At 67.8% G+C, this 16034-nt stretch carries 9 protein-coding genes and 1 pseudogene; 9 read left to right on the plus strand and 1 reads right to left on the minus strand.

The genetic code is table 11. The features are described 5' to 3' along the window. Positions 1 to 10 precede the first annotated feature (10 nt). The 7 genes from QSK32_RS44280 to QSK32_RS44310 all read left to right on the plus strand — a co-directional run bounded on the left by QSK32_RS44280 (position 11) and on the right by QSK32_RS44310 (position 7412). A complete protein-coding gene (locus QSK32_RS44280) occupies positions 11 to 1018 on the plus strand; it encodes a glycosyltransferase family 2 protein (protein WP_045747724.1) in 1008 nt (335 codons plus the stop codon). Beyond that, entirely contained in the window at positions 1015 to 2076 is a 1062-nt protein-coding gene (locus QSK32_RS44285) for a DegT/DnrJ/EryC1/StrS family aminotransferase (RefSeq protein ID WP_285475422.1), read from the plus strand. The genes QSK32_RS44280 and QSK32_RS44285 overlap by 4 nt, the downstream gene beginning before the upstream one ends. Further along, positions 2063 to 2731 (plus strand): GNAT family N-acetyltransferase, encoded by a 669-nt coding sequence (locus QSK32_RS44290; protein ID WP_045747713.1) that lies wholly within the window; start codon positions 2063 to 2065, stop codon positions 2729 to 2731. Before QSK32_RS44285 ends, QSK32_RS44290 begins: the two co-directional genes overlap by 14 nt. Then, positions 2728 to 3399, plus strand: a complete 672-nt coding sequence (locus tag QSK32_RS44295; protein ID WP_045747712.1) for a sugar transferase — start codon at positions 2728 to 2730, stop codon at positions 3397 to 3399. Before QSK32_RS44290 ends, QSK32_RS44295 begins: the two co-directional genes overlap by 4 nt. Beyond that, the gene (locus QSK32_RS44300; RefSeq protein WP_285475423.1) at positions 3386 to 4672 is read left to right on the plus strand and encodes a lipopolysaccharide biosynthesis protein; all 1287 of its coding nucleotides are present in this window, start codon (positions 3386 to 3388) and stop codon (positions 4670 to 4672) included. Before QSK32_RS44295 ends, QSK32_RS44300 begins: the two co-directional genes overlap by 14 nt. Beyond that, positions 4665 to 5882: an O-antigen ligase family protein gene (locus QSK32_RS44305; protein ID WP_285475424.1), complete on the plus strand. Its 1218-nt coding sequence runs from the start codon at positions 4665 to 4667 to the stop codon at positions 5880 to 5882. The genes QSK32_RS44300 and QSK32_RS44305 overlap by 8 nt, the downstream gene beginning before the upstream one ends. A gap of 87 nt (positions 5883 to 5969) precedes the next feature. Beyond that, entirely contained in the window at positions 5970 to 7412 is a 1443-nt protein-coding gene (locus tag QSK32_RS44310; RefSeq protein WP_285475425.1) for a nitronate monooxygenase, read from the plus strand. Between the two features lie 135 nt (positions 7413 to 7547). Here the strand turns inward: QSK32_RS44310 and QSK32_RS44315 are convergent, their stop codons facing one another. After that, the gene (locus QSK32_RS44315) at positions 7548 to 7895 is read right to left on the minus strand and encodes a hypothetical protein (RefSeq protein ID WP_285475426.1); all 348 of its coding nucleotides are present in this window, start codon (positions 7893 to 7895) and stop codon (positions 7548 to 7550) included. Between the two features lie 570 nt (positions 7896 to 8465). Here QSK32_RS44315 and QSK32_RS44320 point away from each other — a divergent pair. Both QSK32_RS44320 and QSK32_RS44325 read left to right on the plus strand, forming a co-directional pair. Next, positions 8466 to 9245: pseudogene (locus QSK32_RS44320) on the plus strand (IS5 family transposase). Between the two features lie 376 nt (positions 9246 to 9621). Then, positions 9622 to 16008, plus strand: a complete 6387-nt coding sequence (locus tag QSK32_RS44325) for a DNRLRE domain-containing protein (RefSeq protein ID WP_285475427.1) — start codon at positions 9622 to 9624, stop codon at positions 16006 to 16008. Positions 16009 to 16034: the final 26 nt, after the last annotated feature.

A 16034-nucleotide genomic window follows, 5' to 3' on the forward strand; every position in this document is an offset into this window, starting at 1 on the left:
CGTGACGACGATGCAGATGCCGTTCCTCAGCGTGGTCATCCCGTGCTGGAACGAGGCCCGGTTCGTCGACACCTTCCTCACCTCGGTGCTCGGCAACGACTACCCGGCGGAGCGGATGGAGGTGCTGCTCGTCGACGGGATGAGCGACGACGGCACCCGCGACATCGCCCGCCATCACGCGGTGCGTGACGTGCGGCTGCGGCTGGTCGACAACCCCGGGCACAGCAAGCCGGTGGGCCTCAACCGGGGCATCGAGCAGGCCCGCGGTGATGTGATCATCCGGCTCGACGTGCACGCCGAATACCCGTCGGACTACCTGCGCCGCTGTGTCGAGGGGCTGATGGAGAACCCGGAGGCGGACAACGTCGGCGGGGTCCGGCTGTCCCGGCCCCGCGACGACACCCTGGTCGGGCGGGCCATCGCGGTCAGCATGGCCAGCGCGTTCGGGGCCGGCAACACCAAGTACCGGATCGGCGTACCGGAACCCCAGTGGGTCGACACCGTGTTCGGCGGCTGCTACCGCAAGGCGGTCTTCGCGCGGATCGGGATGTTCGACGAGAAACTCACCCGGGCCCAGGACCGCGAGTTCAACCAGCGGCTGCGCCGCTCCGGCGGCAAGATCCTGCTGCTGCCCGACATCACCTGCACCTACTACGCCCGCAGCGACCTGCGCGAGTTCGTGTCCTGGACGTTCGAGGCGGGCTACTGGCCGTTCAGGGCCAGCCGGTCGGTGGGCCGCTGGATCGGATCGTGGCGCAACGTGGTGCCGGTCGGTTTCGTGACGGCCCTGCTGGCCGGCGCGGCCCTGTCCCCCGGCAGCCGGGTCGCCCGCCGGATGACCGGGGCGCTGGCGGTCACGTACACCGGAGCCGCGGTCGTGTTCGCCGCCCGCCTCGCCCGGCAACGCGAGGACCCCGGCCTGGTCCTGGCCCTCCCGGTGATCTTTCTGACCACCCATGTCGTGTACGGCCTGGGCTCGCTGCGCGCCATCCTCGACCCACGGCCGGGCAACCGATGAGCGACCTGCTGCACTACTACCGCGGGCGGGTCGCGCTGCACGCCATCCTGCACGGTCTCGGCGTGACACCCGGCGACGAGGTGGTCGTGCAGGCGTACACCTGCGCGGCCGTGGTGGAACCGCTGCTGCGGCTGGGCGCCAAGCCGGTCTTCACCGACATCGACCCGTACACGTTCGGGCCCGACCCGCAACTGATCCGGTCCGCGGTCACCAAACGCACCAAGGCCGTCGTCGTGCAGCACACCTTCGGCATCCCGGCGCCGGTCCACCTGATCGGCGCGGGCGTGCCGGTCGTCGAGGACTGCGCGCACGTGGTGCCGGGCACGCTGGACACCACCGGCAGTGTGGCGGCGTTCTACTCGTACGAGTGGGGCAAGCCCGTGGTCGCCGGGGTCGGCGGGACCGCGGTGGTGCACGACCAGGTGCTCGCCGCACGGATGGGCACCCAGTACGACTGGACCACCGCCCCGCCGTGGAAACGGGAACTGATGACCGGCGCGGAGTACCTCGCCTACCGGATGGCCGCCCGCACCGGCACGCTGTGGCGGCTGCGCGGCCTGCACCGCAGGCTCGCCGGGCGGGGCGTGGTGGTCGGCTCGTACGTGCCCGACCCGTTCCTGAGCCCGGAGTACGGCTGGCGGATGAGCCGGGCGGTCCGCCGGCGCCTGCCGTCCCGCGTCGTCGGCGGGCGCGCGTCCCTGGACCGCCGGCGACGGGTGGCCGCCGCCTACCACCTGGCGCTGACCCGGGCCGGGCTGCGGCACGCCACCGCAAGCCTGCCGCTGCGCATCCCGGTGGTGGTCGCCGACAAGGACCGGGTGCTGCGCGAGGGCGCCGCCGCCGGTGTCGAACTGGGCGACTGGTTCGCCACCGCGGTCCACCCGCTGGACGGCCCCGCCCTGGCCGCCACCGGATACCGCGCGGGTTCCTGCCCGCACGCCGAGTGGGCCGCCGCGCACGTGGTCACCCTGCCGGTCCGCGCCGCCACCAGCCCCGCCGAGATCAGCCGCACGGTGCACCTGCTCGCCCACCTGGAGAAGACCCGTGTCGCCGTCTGATCAGTTCCGGGTGGTCGGCCGGCCGTTCAGCGCGGCGGAGATCGCCGCGGTCGCCCGCCTGCACGCCGCCGAGGTGCCGGAGGGTTTCCTCTCCTCGCTCGGCGAACCCGTGCTGCGTACGCTCTACCGGCACGTCGGCTCCAGCGAGCTCGGCGTGCTGTTCGTGGCCGAGTCGCTGCCCGCCGGCGAGCCCCTCGGTTACATCTGCGGCGCCCTGGACACCTCGGCGCTGCTGCGCGAGTTCGCCGTCCGCCGCTGGCCGATCGCGGTCCCGCAGTTGGCGCCCCGGCTGCTGCACCCGAGACGCCTGTACCGGATGCTCGAGACACTCACCTACCCGGGCGCCGCCGACCCGGCCCTGCCCCGCGCCGAGATCATGAACTTCGTGGTGGTCCCGTCGCTACGCGGCCGCGGCGTCGCCGACCGCCTCTTCGACCACCTGATCCGCTGGTTCGGCGACCACGGCGAACCCGCCGTCAAGGTCGTCACCGGCGAACGCCAGCGCCGCGCCCACGGCTTCTACGAGAAGTCCGGCGCCGAACCGCGCGGCCGGACCGCCGTGCACCGCGGCGCGCAGTCCCGCATCTACGTGTGCCCGATCCCGCCACCACGCCGCGCCGGCGTGGCCACACTCCGCACCGAGGGGGAGTCATGACCGCACGGGACGAGAAGATCAAACGTGCCCTGGACATCGCGGTCGCCGCGGTCGTCCTGGTCGCCGGGGCGCCCGCCGCGGCCGCCGCCGCCTGGGCGATCAAACGCGAGGACGGCGGGCCGGTGCTCTACCGGGGCGCCCGGGTCGGCCGCTACGGCAGACCGTTCGCGATGCTCAAGTTCCGCAGCATGGTGATGGACGCGTCCCGGCTCGGCGGCCCGTCCACCGCCGACGACGATCCGCGGCTGACCCGCACCGGCAAACTGCTGCGCCGCTTCAAGATCGACGAACTGCCGCAGATGGTCAACGTGCTGATCGGCGACATGAGCCTGGTCGGCCCGCGCCCGCAGGTCTCCTGCGACGTGCGGCGCTACACCTCCGACGAGATGCGGCTGCTCGACGTGCGGCCCGGCGTCACCGACTGGGCGTCGATCGTCTTCCACGACGAGGGCGCGATCCTCGCCGGGCACGACGACGTCGACCGCGCCTACGACGAACTGATCCGGCCCGGCAAGATCGCCCTGGGACTCGCGTACGTGGAGAAACGCGGCCTGCGCACCGACCTGGAGATCATCGGGCTGACCGCGCTCACCCTGCTCGGATACCGGCGCACCAAGGAACTGCTGCAGCGGGTGGTCCCGCTCGACCTGGCGAATGTCCGGCAGTGAACGCCTCCGAGGGCTGCTGCGCCGCATCCCGGCGAGCGTCCGTCGCGACTACGCCGCCACCCTCGCCGTGCAGTGGGGCACGCTGGCCGGCGGACTGTTCCTGTTCCACCTGGTCGCCGGCCGGGGCGGCGTCGACGGCTTCGCCTACTACCAGATCGCCCGCGGTGTGGTCAGCAGCTGCCAGCCGGTGGTGATGCTCGGTCTCGGACAGGGACTGCACCGGTACTTACCGCGTACCCATCAAAGGACCGAGACCCTCGCCCGGCAGGCCTTCCTCACCCAGGCCGGGACGGCACTGGCCATCGGTCTTGCCGGAACAGCGGTGGCCGCCTCACTCGCCGATCTCCTCGGCCTCGACGGCGGCCGCCCGGAGGTCGTCGCCATCCTGATCCTGCTGGCCGGCAACTGCCTCTGCACCCTCACGACGGCCGCGCTGCGCGGCACCCACCAGGTGACCCGCTCCAACATCGTCGCCGGCATCGGCCTGGGCGCGGTCCCGCTGCTCGCCTTCCCGTTCGCGGCGCGCATCGATGATTTTCTCATCCTGCAGGGGCTGGGGATGGGATCGGTTGCGGTCATCGGGATTCTCACGGTCCGTCGCCGGTCCCCGGCGCCGCGCATCCCCGGCCCCGAGCCCACCCTGCGGCTTCTGATGGGGTACGGGGTGAGAAGGCTCCCGGGTGACCTGGCCCTGCCTGCGCTCTTCACGCTACCGACGTTCGCGGTGGCGACGGCCCGTCCAGGCGCCCCGGAGGCCGGTTATGTCGGGTTCGCCACCTCGGCGGTGACGTTGATCTGCTCACTGTTCGGCACCCTGACCCCGGTGCTGCTGCCGCGGCTCAGCGGCCTGTTCCACTCCCCCGGCGACGACGCGAGTACCCACCGGATGCTCACCCTGCTGCCGGTGGTCGCCGCCGCCCTGGCCACCGGCGCCGCCGCGGTGTTCGGCCTGTTCGCGCCCGCCCTGGTCCACGGCTTCCTCGGGCCGGAGTTCACCGCGGCGATCGGGGTGCTGCGGGTCGGGGTGCTCGCCGCGATCCCCTTGGCGATGTTCTACGCGGCCCGGCCCACCCTGGATGCGCTCACCGACACGCCGGTGATCAGCCGGCTGCTGTGCGTCTGCCTGGTGCTGCAGGTCGTGCTGACGTATGCCGCGATGGCGGTGCTGCCCGCGCCGTACGCGGCGGTCGCCGCCATGTGCGGCGCGGCGACGGTCCTCGGGTGGCGTGCCGAACGTCTGGTCGTCCGCGCGCTGCGGCCCGCCGATGACTGACGCCCCGGCCCGCCCCGGCCTCGTGGTGATCCTGCTGTTCCTCACCGCGCTGGCCGGACGCTTCACGCTGACCCGCCTCGGCCTGAACGTGCCGGTCCTCAACGACGTGCGGGTGCTGCTCTACCTGGTCGTCATCCTGGCGCTGCTGCTCGAAGCACACCGGATCGGGTCACATGCCGCGGCCGGCGGGTACTGCCTGCTGTTCGTCCTGGCCCTGCTCGGCTACCAGATCCTGTCCGCGTCGTGGGCCCCGGCGAACGCCGTCACCGGCCCGATGATCGGCGACCTGTGCGCCGTCGGTTTCCTGGTCTTCGCCTACTACAACCTGGCGAAATGGGCCCGCGACCACGTCACCCGGGTGACCCTGTGCTGCTTCCAGGCCGCCGCATGGGTGTACTTCCTGGCCGCCGCATCCGGCCGCGGCCACGCCTCCAACGGCCGGTGGGCGGCCCTCGGCGGCGGCCCCAACGTCTTCGTCCGCGTCATGATCCTCGGCGTGATCACCGCGCTGTACCTGCACGTCCGCAGCGGCCGCCGCATCCACTGGCTGATCCCGATCCCGGCGTTCCTGTTCGGCGCGCTCGCCTCCGGATCCCGCGGCGGCATCGTCTCGCTGGCCATCACCGCGGCCATCGCGGCCGTGGCGATCCGGCCGTCGTTCACGGTCCTGGCCCGCCCGCTCGGCGTGCTCGCCATCCTCGGCACGATCGTCGCCGTGACGGCCGGGCCGACGATCGCCGACTTCGTCCAGACCCGGTTCATCGACTCCACCCTCGGCCAGGGCTACACCTCCGACCGCGACGTCCTGTTCGAGTACGCGATCAGACTGTTCTGGCAACGCCCCCTGCTCGGCACCGGCCTCAACGGCTTCCACGCCATCTCCGACCTCGGCGAAGGCGAACGGTACGTACACAACCTGCCGCTGTCGGTCGCCGCCGAAGGCGGATTCGCCGGGCTGGTCCTGCTCGGCCTGGCCTGGTACTCGTTGTGGCGCGCGTACCGGCACACACCGGCCGCTTCCCGCAGCGTCGAGGCGCAGGCCGCCGCCTACTGCGGCATCTTCGTCGGCGCGACCAGCCTGTTCTCCGGCGACTACTTCGACGCCCGCCTGATGTGGATCCTCCTCATCCTGGCGGCGGTCCGCCCCGCGCCACCCACCTACATCCTCGGTGGACCGATCGGCACGCCCTGGACGAGAGCCTCGGTCTGACCGGGTCCTTCGGCACTGTCCGGCCCGGCCCTGGGTGACCCAGGCTTGCCCGAAGGACCCACTGATCACCTTCCCGGGAGACGAAACATGGCCAACCCCGTCATCATCCAGGGCGGCATGGGCGTCGGCGTCTCCGGATGGCGTCTCGCCCAGGCGGTCGCCCGGACCGGCCAGCTCGGCGTCGTCTCCGGCGTAGCCCTCGACGCGGTCCTGGCCCGCCGCCTCCAGGACGGCGACCCGGACGGACGGATGCGGCACGCCCTCGCCCACTTCCCGGACCCGGCGATGGCACAGCGGGTCCTCGACCGCTTCTACGTGCCCGGCGGCATCCCGGCCGGCAAACCGTACCGGCCGATCGCGTTGATGGGGCTGCGCCCCCGCCGCCCCGGCCTGGAACTCACCGTCCTCGGCAACTTCGCCGAAGTCGTCCTCGCCAAAGAAGGACACGACGGCCCGGTCGGCGTCAACTACCTGGAGAAGATCCAGTTGGCCACCCCGCCCGCCGTGTACGGCGCGATGCTGGCAGGCGCCGACTACGTCCTGATGGGCGCCGGCCTACCCACCGACATCCCCCGACTCCTCGACGACCTGGCCGAACACCGCCCGGTCGCCCTCCCGGTCACCGTCCACGGCGCCACCGAACCCCATGCGGTGCGGTTCGACCCGGCGGACCTGCTCGGTGTCGCTCTGCCGCCGGTGCCGCGGCCCCGCTTCCTGGCCATCGTGTCGTCGGCGACGCTCGCCCTCTACCTGGCCCGCGACTCGGCGACCCGGCCGGACGGCTTCGTCGTGGAGTCGCCGATCGCCGGCGGGCACAGCGCCCGTCCCCGCGGCACCATGGTTTTAAACGCCGACGGCGACCCGGTGTACGGTCCGCGGGATCGCATCGACCTGCCCAAGATGGCCGCCCTGGGCCTGCCGTTCTGGGTGGCCGGCGGCCAGTGCTCCCCCGCCCACGTCGCTGCCTCCCGGGCCGCGGGTGCCGCCGGGGTGCAGGTCGGGACGGCGTTCGCGCTGTGCGAGGAGTCCGGACTGGACCCTGCATGGCGGCAGCGGTTACTGGACGATGCCGCTCAGGGCACCCTCGTCGTCCGCAACCAGCCCGGCGTGTCACCGACCGGCTTCCCGTTCAAAGTGGTCAACCTGCCCGGCACCACCGCCGAGGAAGCGCTTCATGCGGGCCGGCCACGCCAGTGCGACCTCGGCTACCTGCGCACCCCGTACACCCAGGCGGACGGGCGGGTCGGGTTCCGCTGCCCCGCTGAACCGGCCGACGAGTACGTCCGCAAGGGCGGCACCCTCGAAGACACGGTGGACAGCCGCTGCCTGTGCAACGGCCTGATGGCGACGATCGGCCTCGGACAGCTGCGCGGCACCTACCGCGAGGAACCACTGATCACCCTCGGCCAGGACCTGTCGTTCCTGCCGCACCTCGGGGCTACCGGCACCTACACGGCCCAAGACGTCATCAACTTCCTGCTGGCCGCTGCAGGTCTCGCGCACTCCGCCACCAAGGACATCACGGAGTAGCGGTGCAGCCGTTGCAGCCCTCCCTCCGCCCGTCGGCCGTCGGCCGTCCGCGCCGAACAACATCGAACGAAGCACGATCCTCATATTCGCAGTGCCAGGCGTATCGACAGCATTGCCTGACCATGAGGCCGGCAATCAGCCAGTCAGCACAAATCGAGAGTGAATGCGGAGTTCATCGACGGACACCGCCGAGCCTGCTCGCCGGGCAAGGAGCAAGCCAGCATTTTCCAACCGCAGCATCAGCTGTCGTAGGTCGTCGACGCCGAGACCAAACGTGTCGGCAAGCCGTTCCAGAGTAACCAATTCATCGCCTGCAACGCGGAGAAGCGACAGAGCAGCAGTCCTTTCGCTCCCATCCACGGGCACAGCTGAAGCTTGCAACAGTCGCGACTGAGACTGCCGCGCCTGTTCGACGACGCCGAGAAGCGCTGTCTGGATACGGTCGGCGTGCCAATCGGGCAGCCGCCCGTCTGCGAGTTGCATTCCCAGCTCAGCGAGTGCCGCCTCCCAACCAGCTACCGTACGCGGGTGCCGGTCTCGTACTATCCGTTCGACGACTCTCTCAGCAGGTTGAACGCGTATCGCCCCGGCTTCGATGTCCTCACCTAACCGACGGCTGGCGCTACGCGCCTCGTACGCTCGCTGTCGGCACGAGCAGCTGCAGTAGCGTCGTAACCTCCCTGTCGGCCTTTGACGCACAACCTCCCCACACCACAGGCAGGCTGTCTGGATTGGGCGCTCGACAGGCACCATTGACCAATGGTAACTCGAGCTATTCCAAAGCAAACTTCACGAGACGATGGCACAAAGCAACGTCACTGACGTTGCAGAACGAGCTTGAATGCCAGGGTGTGCCTCCTGCGAGAGGGCAGTCATGTGAGTAAGGCTTCTCACCCTGAAGCCGGTAGATTCCTCGCGTCATTCAGTGAGCCTTTTCCAACCTGACGGTGCTGGCCACGGCAGGTTTGGGCGGCCGGTGTCGACATAGAACGAGGCTCCCGGTAAGACAGCAATCGACCAAGATCAGATGCCCCAACCGGGAGTCTCGCTGCGCTGTCTTACCCCGCCAAGATCCCGCTGTCCAGTCGGACCCTCAACGACTTGGCCGAACGCATCCGCATCCACCGCCGACAGCGCCGCTCCCGCTGGCGGCGATTGAACGCCGGCGACCAGGCGTTACTAGCCCTTGCCCACCTGCGCAACGGCGACACCTACACCCGTCTCGCCGCCGGCTTCGGCATCGGCGTGGCCACCGCCTGGCGCTACGTCCGCGAAGCCGTCGACCTGCTCGCCACCGCCGCGGATAACCTGATCACCGCCATGAACCGCATCCGCGCGCTGGCCTTCGCCATCCTCGACGGCACTGATCGCGATCGACCGGGTCGCCGACCAGCGGCCCTACTACTCCGGAAAGCACAAGCGGCACGGCGTGAATATGCAGGTCATAAGCCGACGCGGCCGGTCGGCTGATCTGGGCCTCGGCTGCGTTGCCGGGCCGGACTCACGATCTGAGCGCAGCCCGCCAACTCGGCATCATCGACGCGCTGACCAGCGCAGACGTCATGACCTGCGCGGACAAGGGTTACCAAGGCGCCGGCGGCACCATCCGGGTTCCGTCCAAACGCCACCGATCCCGGCCAAAACTCCAGCGCTGGCAAAAACGCTACAACCGCCAGCACGCCCGGATCCGCGCCCGCGGCGAACGAGCCATCGCCACCTTGAAGACCTGGAAGCTACTGACCAAGCTGCGATGTTGCCCCCGCCGAGCGACCGTGATCGTGCAGGCATCCTCGTTCTGCACCACGTCGAAGCGCCAACCGCTACGCAGGATGAAAAAGGCTCAAGGAACTCTCCTCATGCAGCTCAGACATCCGCCTTACAAACCCAACGCAGAGCGGAGCCAGACGGTGACGTAACGCACATCGCGCGCTTAGGTGCCCTGGGCTGCTCGAAGTCCTGCCGGGGCGGTCAAGGTGGACAAGTCGATGACTAAATGATCTTGATATTTTGCTGACCAAGGCGTCACGATCACTTCACCTGAAAGACATTCGGCGATGCCGAACGAATTCTTCGCTCTCTCTTACGCGAGGCAACTTTGTATAAACGTTCGACCGGGTCCGGATTGTCGCCGGACCCGGAATTCACCGTGCCGCCGTATCGGACTCCCGGACGCATAGCCCGGTTGGCCGCATCATGTGCCGCGTTGTCTATGGTCGCTGTGGTAGCGGTAGTGGCGCCACAACCGGTCGCTGCTGCGGAACCCGATCCGACAAGCCTGGCAACCACGACGACGGAGACGTACGAACGCTCCGACGAGGTGTCGGCCCGCTTGGCCGCAGTAGTGACGAACCACGACATCCTGATCACAAGCGCGACGACAGAGACATCGCTGACGTACGCCCGACCCGACGGAACGACGCTGACCGAGATGTCGACGGTTGCGGTACGGATCAGGCAGACCGACGGCTCGTGGGCCAATGTCAACTATGACCTGAAACGAGTCGACGGCGGATACGCGCCGAAAGCCTCTCCGGCCGATGTGGTGTTCTCGCCCGGCGGCACCGGCCCAGTGGTGAGCATGGATGACGGCTCACGCGGTGTGGACATGACGTGGGCCCACTCGCTGCCGGCGCCAACAATCGACGGCCCGAACGCGATCTACCAACTGACCGATAACGAACAGTTGGTGCTGACGGCAACCTCGGACGGCTTCGAGCAGTCGCTCAAGCTATTGTCCGCACCGGCAAGCGCGCCAAAGCTGCGCCTAGGCTTCGACGCCACTGGTCTGACGCTGGTTGCCAACGGCACCGGCGGCTACGACTTCGTCAAGACCGACAGCGCCGGGGAACAGACCTCGACAGCGCTGTTCACCATGCCTACGCCGAAGATGTACTCCTCGCTGATGGTCAACGAGGAACGTATTCAGGTGCAGAGTGTGCCGGTGACGCTCGCCGCCGACGACGACGGCACCCAGTACGTGGACCTGAGCGCCGGGATGGACTTCCTGTCCGATCCAGCCACCGTATACCCGGTGTGGATCGACCCGGCGGTGTCCTCGGTCTCGCGCTACGGCGACACCTACGTCACCGAGGCCGACGCCGACTCGCACGTCTCCGACAGTGAACTGCGGATCGGCGTGTCGTCCTCCGGCAACATCCGCCGGTCACTGGTGCGGTTCAATACTCTGGACAGCGTCCCCAAGGGCGCCCACGTCACCTCGGCGGCGCTGAAGCTGTGGAACAACTACTCGGGCACGTGCGCGGCACGGTCGATGTATGCGTACCCGATCACGGCCTCGTACACGATGACGAGCGCCACCTGGGCCAACCAGCCGACGTACACCACCTCCTACGCAGCCTCGGCTTCATTCGCCAACGGCAACGAGGATCTGGGTTGTGCCAATGGCTCGGGAGCGCTGACGGTCACCCCCATGGTGCAAGCATGGGTGTCCGGCACCATCAGCGACTACGGCATGCTGCTGAAGGCGGGCAGCGAGACGGACACGACCTACGCCAAGTACTTCTGTGCGATGAACGTGGACGTCACCGCCGCGACATCCTGCACCACTAGCGCCCGCTACCCGACCCTGTCGGTGGTCTATAACACCTACCCGGGCACGCCCAGCGGAGCGACATTCACCCCCAAGGTGTCGGGCACGGCAACCGATACGTACACAAAGGCAGCGAAAATCTTCTCCACGTCGCTGACGCCAGCCTTCTCCGCAAAAGTCACTAACGCTGACGGCGGTAAGGTGTCGCTGCAGGTAAAACTGTCTCGTGACGTGAACTTCACCGGTGAGGGCACCGGAGAGATCGGCACCTACACCTCAGCTGCGGTCAGCCCCGGCTCGACAGCGAAGGTCACCATCCCCTCCGGAGTGCTGAGTAACGGCGCCCATGTGATGTACCAAATGCGCGCCCGGGTCACCAACGGTGCCGGCAGTTTCGACTACTCCGCGTGGAGCCCGACGAGTCTGACGTCCGCCTCGACGACGAAGCTGCAGCTGAATACCGATACACCCGCCGCACCGACGGTCACCTGCGGCGCGTATCCCGCCGGTACGTGGACCACGCAGGCCGCGGCCACAACCTCCTGCACGATCGATACGACCGCCACGGACGGCGCCGGCTACTACTGGGGCTTGGACGACCCGGCCACCCCGAACTTGGCCAACGACAGCAGCAACACAGGTGCGGCTGTCACGGCCACCGCCCCGAGTACGCCGGGCTGGCACACGCTGTACGCCCGTAGCCGTGACACCGCACTGCACCTGTCCAGCACCACCACCACATACACGTTCGGAGTAGGCGCCGGCGGTGTACTCAGCCCCGCAGCGGGTGCCACCACCGCCAAAGGCGTGGCACTGTCAGCTTCGGCAGGGACGGCCTGGACCGGAGTCGCCTTCCAGTGGGCGGCCGGCACCACCAGCACCACGTGGACCGACCTTCCCATCGCTGACGTAACCCCAAACGGCTCATCGACCCCCATCGCGGCTTGGCCCCTCACCGGTGTGACCATCGGCAGCCTGACCACCTTCACCGGCTACAACTGGAATGTCGCGGCAACCGCAGCGGCAGCCGGGGAACCGGATGGCGCCCTGCGAATCCGGGCCAAGTTCACCACCGCCTCCGGTACGGTCGCCTACTCCGCCGAGCAGATCTTCACTCTGGCTGTCACGACCTTCGGGCAGAACGCTGCCACCGAGGATCTCGGGCCAGGGACGGTGTCGTTGACCACCGGTGACTTCCAGTTCGCCGCTGGCGACGTCTCCCTGTCCGGTCTCACCGTCGGACGTACCGCGACCACATTGTCGCCTGCAAAGGCCTCGGCCGGACCGGAAGGCGTCTTCGGGGCTGGCTGGCGAGCATCGCTTCCAGGCTCGGACGCCGGTCTCGGCGATGCCCGCCTCATCGACAACTCGGCGGTCGGATCGGTCACCCTTCAAGGCTCCGACGGCACCGAGATGGTCTACACCAAGCAGACGACGGGCAGCTACCTCGGTGTCGGTGACGCCGATGACGGCAGTGTGCTGGTCAAGTCCACCGCCATCAAGAACCCCGTCGACTCCACCGACACGGCAACGTACACCGGCTGGCAGCTGACCGACATCGACGGTGCCATCACCACCTGGATCAAGACCGGCAGCACCTGGCTGGTCAAGTGGGTAGACCAGGCCGGCGATGAGGGTGAGACCACCTTCGCCCGCGACAGCAACGGGCGGGTGACCACTATTCTGGCCCCTACGCCCGACGGCGTCACGTGCAACACCTCGTCGTTCGCCACGCCCGGCTGTAAGACCCTGCAGCTGACCTACGCCACAGCGACAACCGCCACCAGCGTCGACGAATCAGGCTGGGGAAACTACGCCGGTCTGGTGTCCGGAATCTCGTGGACCGGATACGACCCCGCCTCCTCGGCAATGGTCACCAAGCAGGTCGCCACGTACCTGTATGACGCGACAGGCCACCTGCGCGCGCAGTGGGATCCTCGCCTTACCACTCCGTTGAAGACCCGCTACACCTATGACACGGCCGGTCGGATCGCCACTGTCGCTCCCCCGGGGCAAAACCCGTGGGCCCTCCGCTACGACACTGTCGGCCGGCTGGCCGACGCATCACGGGAGGATCCCGCCAACGGCGTTGCCGTCCACGCGGTCGCCTACGACCTTCCCGTCTCCGGGCTCTCCGCCACTCTGGACGTCTCTGGTTCCACCGCGGCGGCCTGGGGCCAGGTCTCCGACCTCGCCTTTTCGGGAGCCGCCACCTTCCCCGCCTCGCACGTGCCTGCGGCGGACTCCGCAAGGCAGGCGTACGCCCCGGCCGCAGGGGACTGGCCGTTCGCGCATGTCACCTACACCGACGTCAACGGGCGCGTGGTCAACACCGCCGCCTACGGAACCGGAGCCTGGCAGATCAGCACCACTCGGTACGACGACATCGGCAATGTGGTCTGGACATTGGACTCCGGGAGCCGCACCCAGGCGTTGAACCCGACCTCCGACACGGATCCGTACGTAGCCTCACAAGGCTCCTCCGCGGCTCGGGCAAACCTGCTCGCCACTGTCACCACCTACAGCAGCGACGGCGTCGACCTGATGAGTGCGGTCGGCCCGGCACATCCCGTTCAGCTGTCAAACGGTGAGACCGCCTCCGTACGAGTCCAGACGAGTTACACCTACGATGCTGGGGCGCCAACCGCGGACGCCTATCATCTGGTTACCAAGATGGTCGTCACTCCGATTGCGCTTGACGGCAGCACTGTGCCGGCAGCGGAGACCAAGACGACGGTCACCGGATTCGACCCGATCGATGGCGCTGACAAAACCGGGGACACCTCCGGTTGGACTCACATGGTCCCCACCACGGAGGCCGTCTGGATGAGTACCAGCGCCTCGACGAGCGACCCGACGACGAAAACCCGCTATGACAGCTCCGGACGCGTGGTGGAGGAACGCAAGCCCGGCGGTGCCGCGAACAGTGCTAACACCATCCTCACCACGTACTACACGGCACAGGCCAACACTGCCTATCCCGCTTGCGGCGCAAAGCCGTACTGGGCTGGCTTGGCCTGCCGGACCGATCCTGGCGGAAGCCCGCCTTCGGGTCCCGCGGTCCTGTCCAGCGTCTACACCTACGACCTGTACGACCAGCCGGTGACCATCACGGAGACGTCCGGCGCCGTAGTGCGAACAACCACAACGGCCTACGACGTGGTCGGCCGCAGCGTGGGTGTCAGCATGAGCGTCACTGGCCTTGCCACCTCCACGGCCGTGCAGGCGACCAGCCTCGGCTACGACCCTGCCACCGGCGACCTCCTCACCACTACCCAGGGAACGGCGGTGATTACCAGCGCGTACGACGCCATCGGCCGACAGGTGTCCTACACCGACGCGGACGGTGTCCGTGCCGCTTTCGGCTACGACATCGATGGCAACGTGACGGCCTTCGGCGACGGCAAGTCAGTCACCACGTACACCTACGGCTCGGCCACCGAACACCGAGGCATGGTTACCGCGATCAATGCAGGGCTGGGTAGCCTGTCCACCTTTACCGGTGACTACGACTCTGCCGGGAATCTGGCCAAGCAGACCTATCCGAACGGCATGACCGCGACCTACACCTATGACAACCTTGGACAGGCCAGGAGCCTGACCTATGAACTGCCACCGCTGCCCGGCGGCGCCCCGGCCGCCCTCGCCTTCTCGACCGCCGCCGACGCGAACGGGTCTACGGTGTTCTCCCAATCGCCCTGGTCGGCCCAGGAATACACCTACGACAACAACGACCGGCTGACGGTCGTCAACGACACCGTCGCAGGTGCTTGCACCACCCGGGCATACGGGTTCACACAGCAATCGGACCGCACCACTTTGGCGACCTACAGCGCCGACAGCGACGGCAACTGCCAGCGAACCACCACTGCCAACACCGCCACCAGCACCTTTGACACAGCTAACCGCGTCACCAATTCCGGCTACACCTACGACCAGTTGGGCCGAACCCTCACCGTTCCCGCAGCCTCCCTGGCCTCGGGAACCGAGCCGCTCGGCATCGCCTACTACGACACCGACATCGCGGCCCGCCTGAGCCAGGGGACGGCCGTCAAGACGTTCGCCCTCGACCCGGCAGGCCGCTACCGCAGCATCGTTGACACCATCGGCGGCAGCGAGACCAAACGGACCCTCAACCACTACGCCGGCGGCTCGGACTCGCCGTCATGGACAACGACCTCGACCGACGCAGGCAAGACCTCCGGATGGCAACGTAACGTCGCCGGATTGGACGGATCACTCGCGGCCATCCAGAACTCCACCGGCGACACCGCCCTGCAGATCATCAATCTGCGTGGCGACATTGTCGCGACCGTACCGAACCACATTCCCTCCACCGACGACACGACCGGCGCAACGACCACGAACTACTTCGAGACCACCGAGTACGGCGCCGCCCGCGACGGCATGGCGACCCAACCATACGGCTGGCTCGGCGGCGCGCAACGCTCCAGCGATACCCTCGCATCGATCGTGCTCACCGGTGTTCGTCTCTACAACCCTGCCACCGGCCGGTTCCTGCAACGTGACCCGATTCTCGGCGGCAGCGCCAACGACTACGACTACTGCTCCGGCGATCCGGTCAACTGCCAGGATACGAGCGGGAAGTCCGGCGAGGTCACTTACAACGACAGAAAGATGAACAAGGCCGAGTGGAAACGCTGCAAGAAGCATCCGGCTGAATGCGCGAATTACATCACCATCGGCAAGAAGGTTTTCAAAAAGGTAGCCAAGGAATTCAAAGGGAAGAAGGATACCGACGGTCGGCGGAACGCCTTCCGACACTGCATCTGGCAGGGACTACTCACATTTTGGATGGGTGAAAAGTCGGCGAAAGCCTGGGCCAAGGCACATGAGAACGGCGGCAAGGGGGCTGACCACGATGCCGACATGTTCAATAACATTTCCGGCCGGAACATCGGAAAACAGGCATGGAACGAATATCGCGGAGACTATAACGACAAGAGGGCATGGAAGTATATTTGCAAATGGTGCAGATATGTACTCAATCACGGCGGGCTCGACACGTCATCACCGGCCGAATAGCCTTTCCAGCGATTTCTGAGATAATT

Origin of the sequence: Actinoplanes sp. NBRC 101535, from assembly GCF_030269225.1 — a bacterium.
Classification (GTDB): Bacteria; Actinomycetota; Actinomycetes; order Mycobacteriales; family Micromonosporaceae; genus Actinoplanes; species Actinoplanes rectilineatus.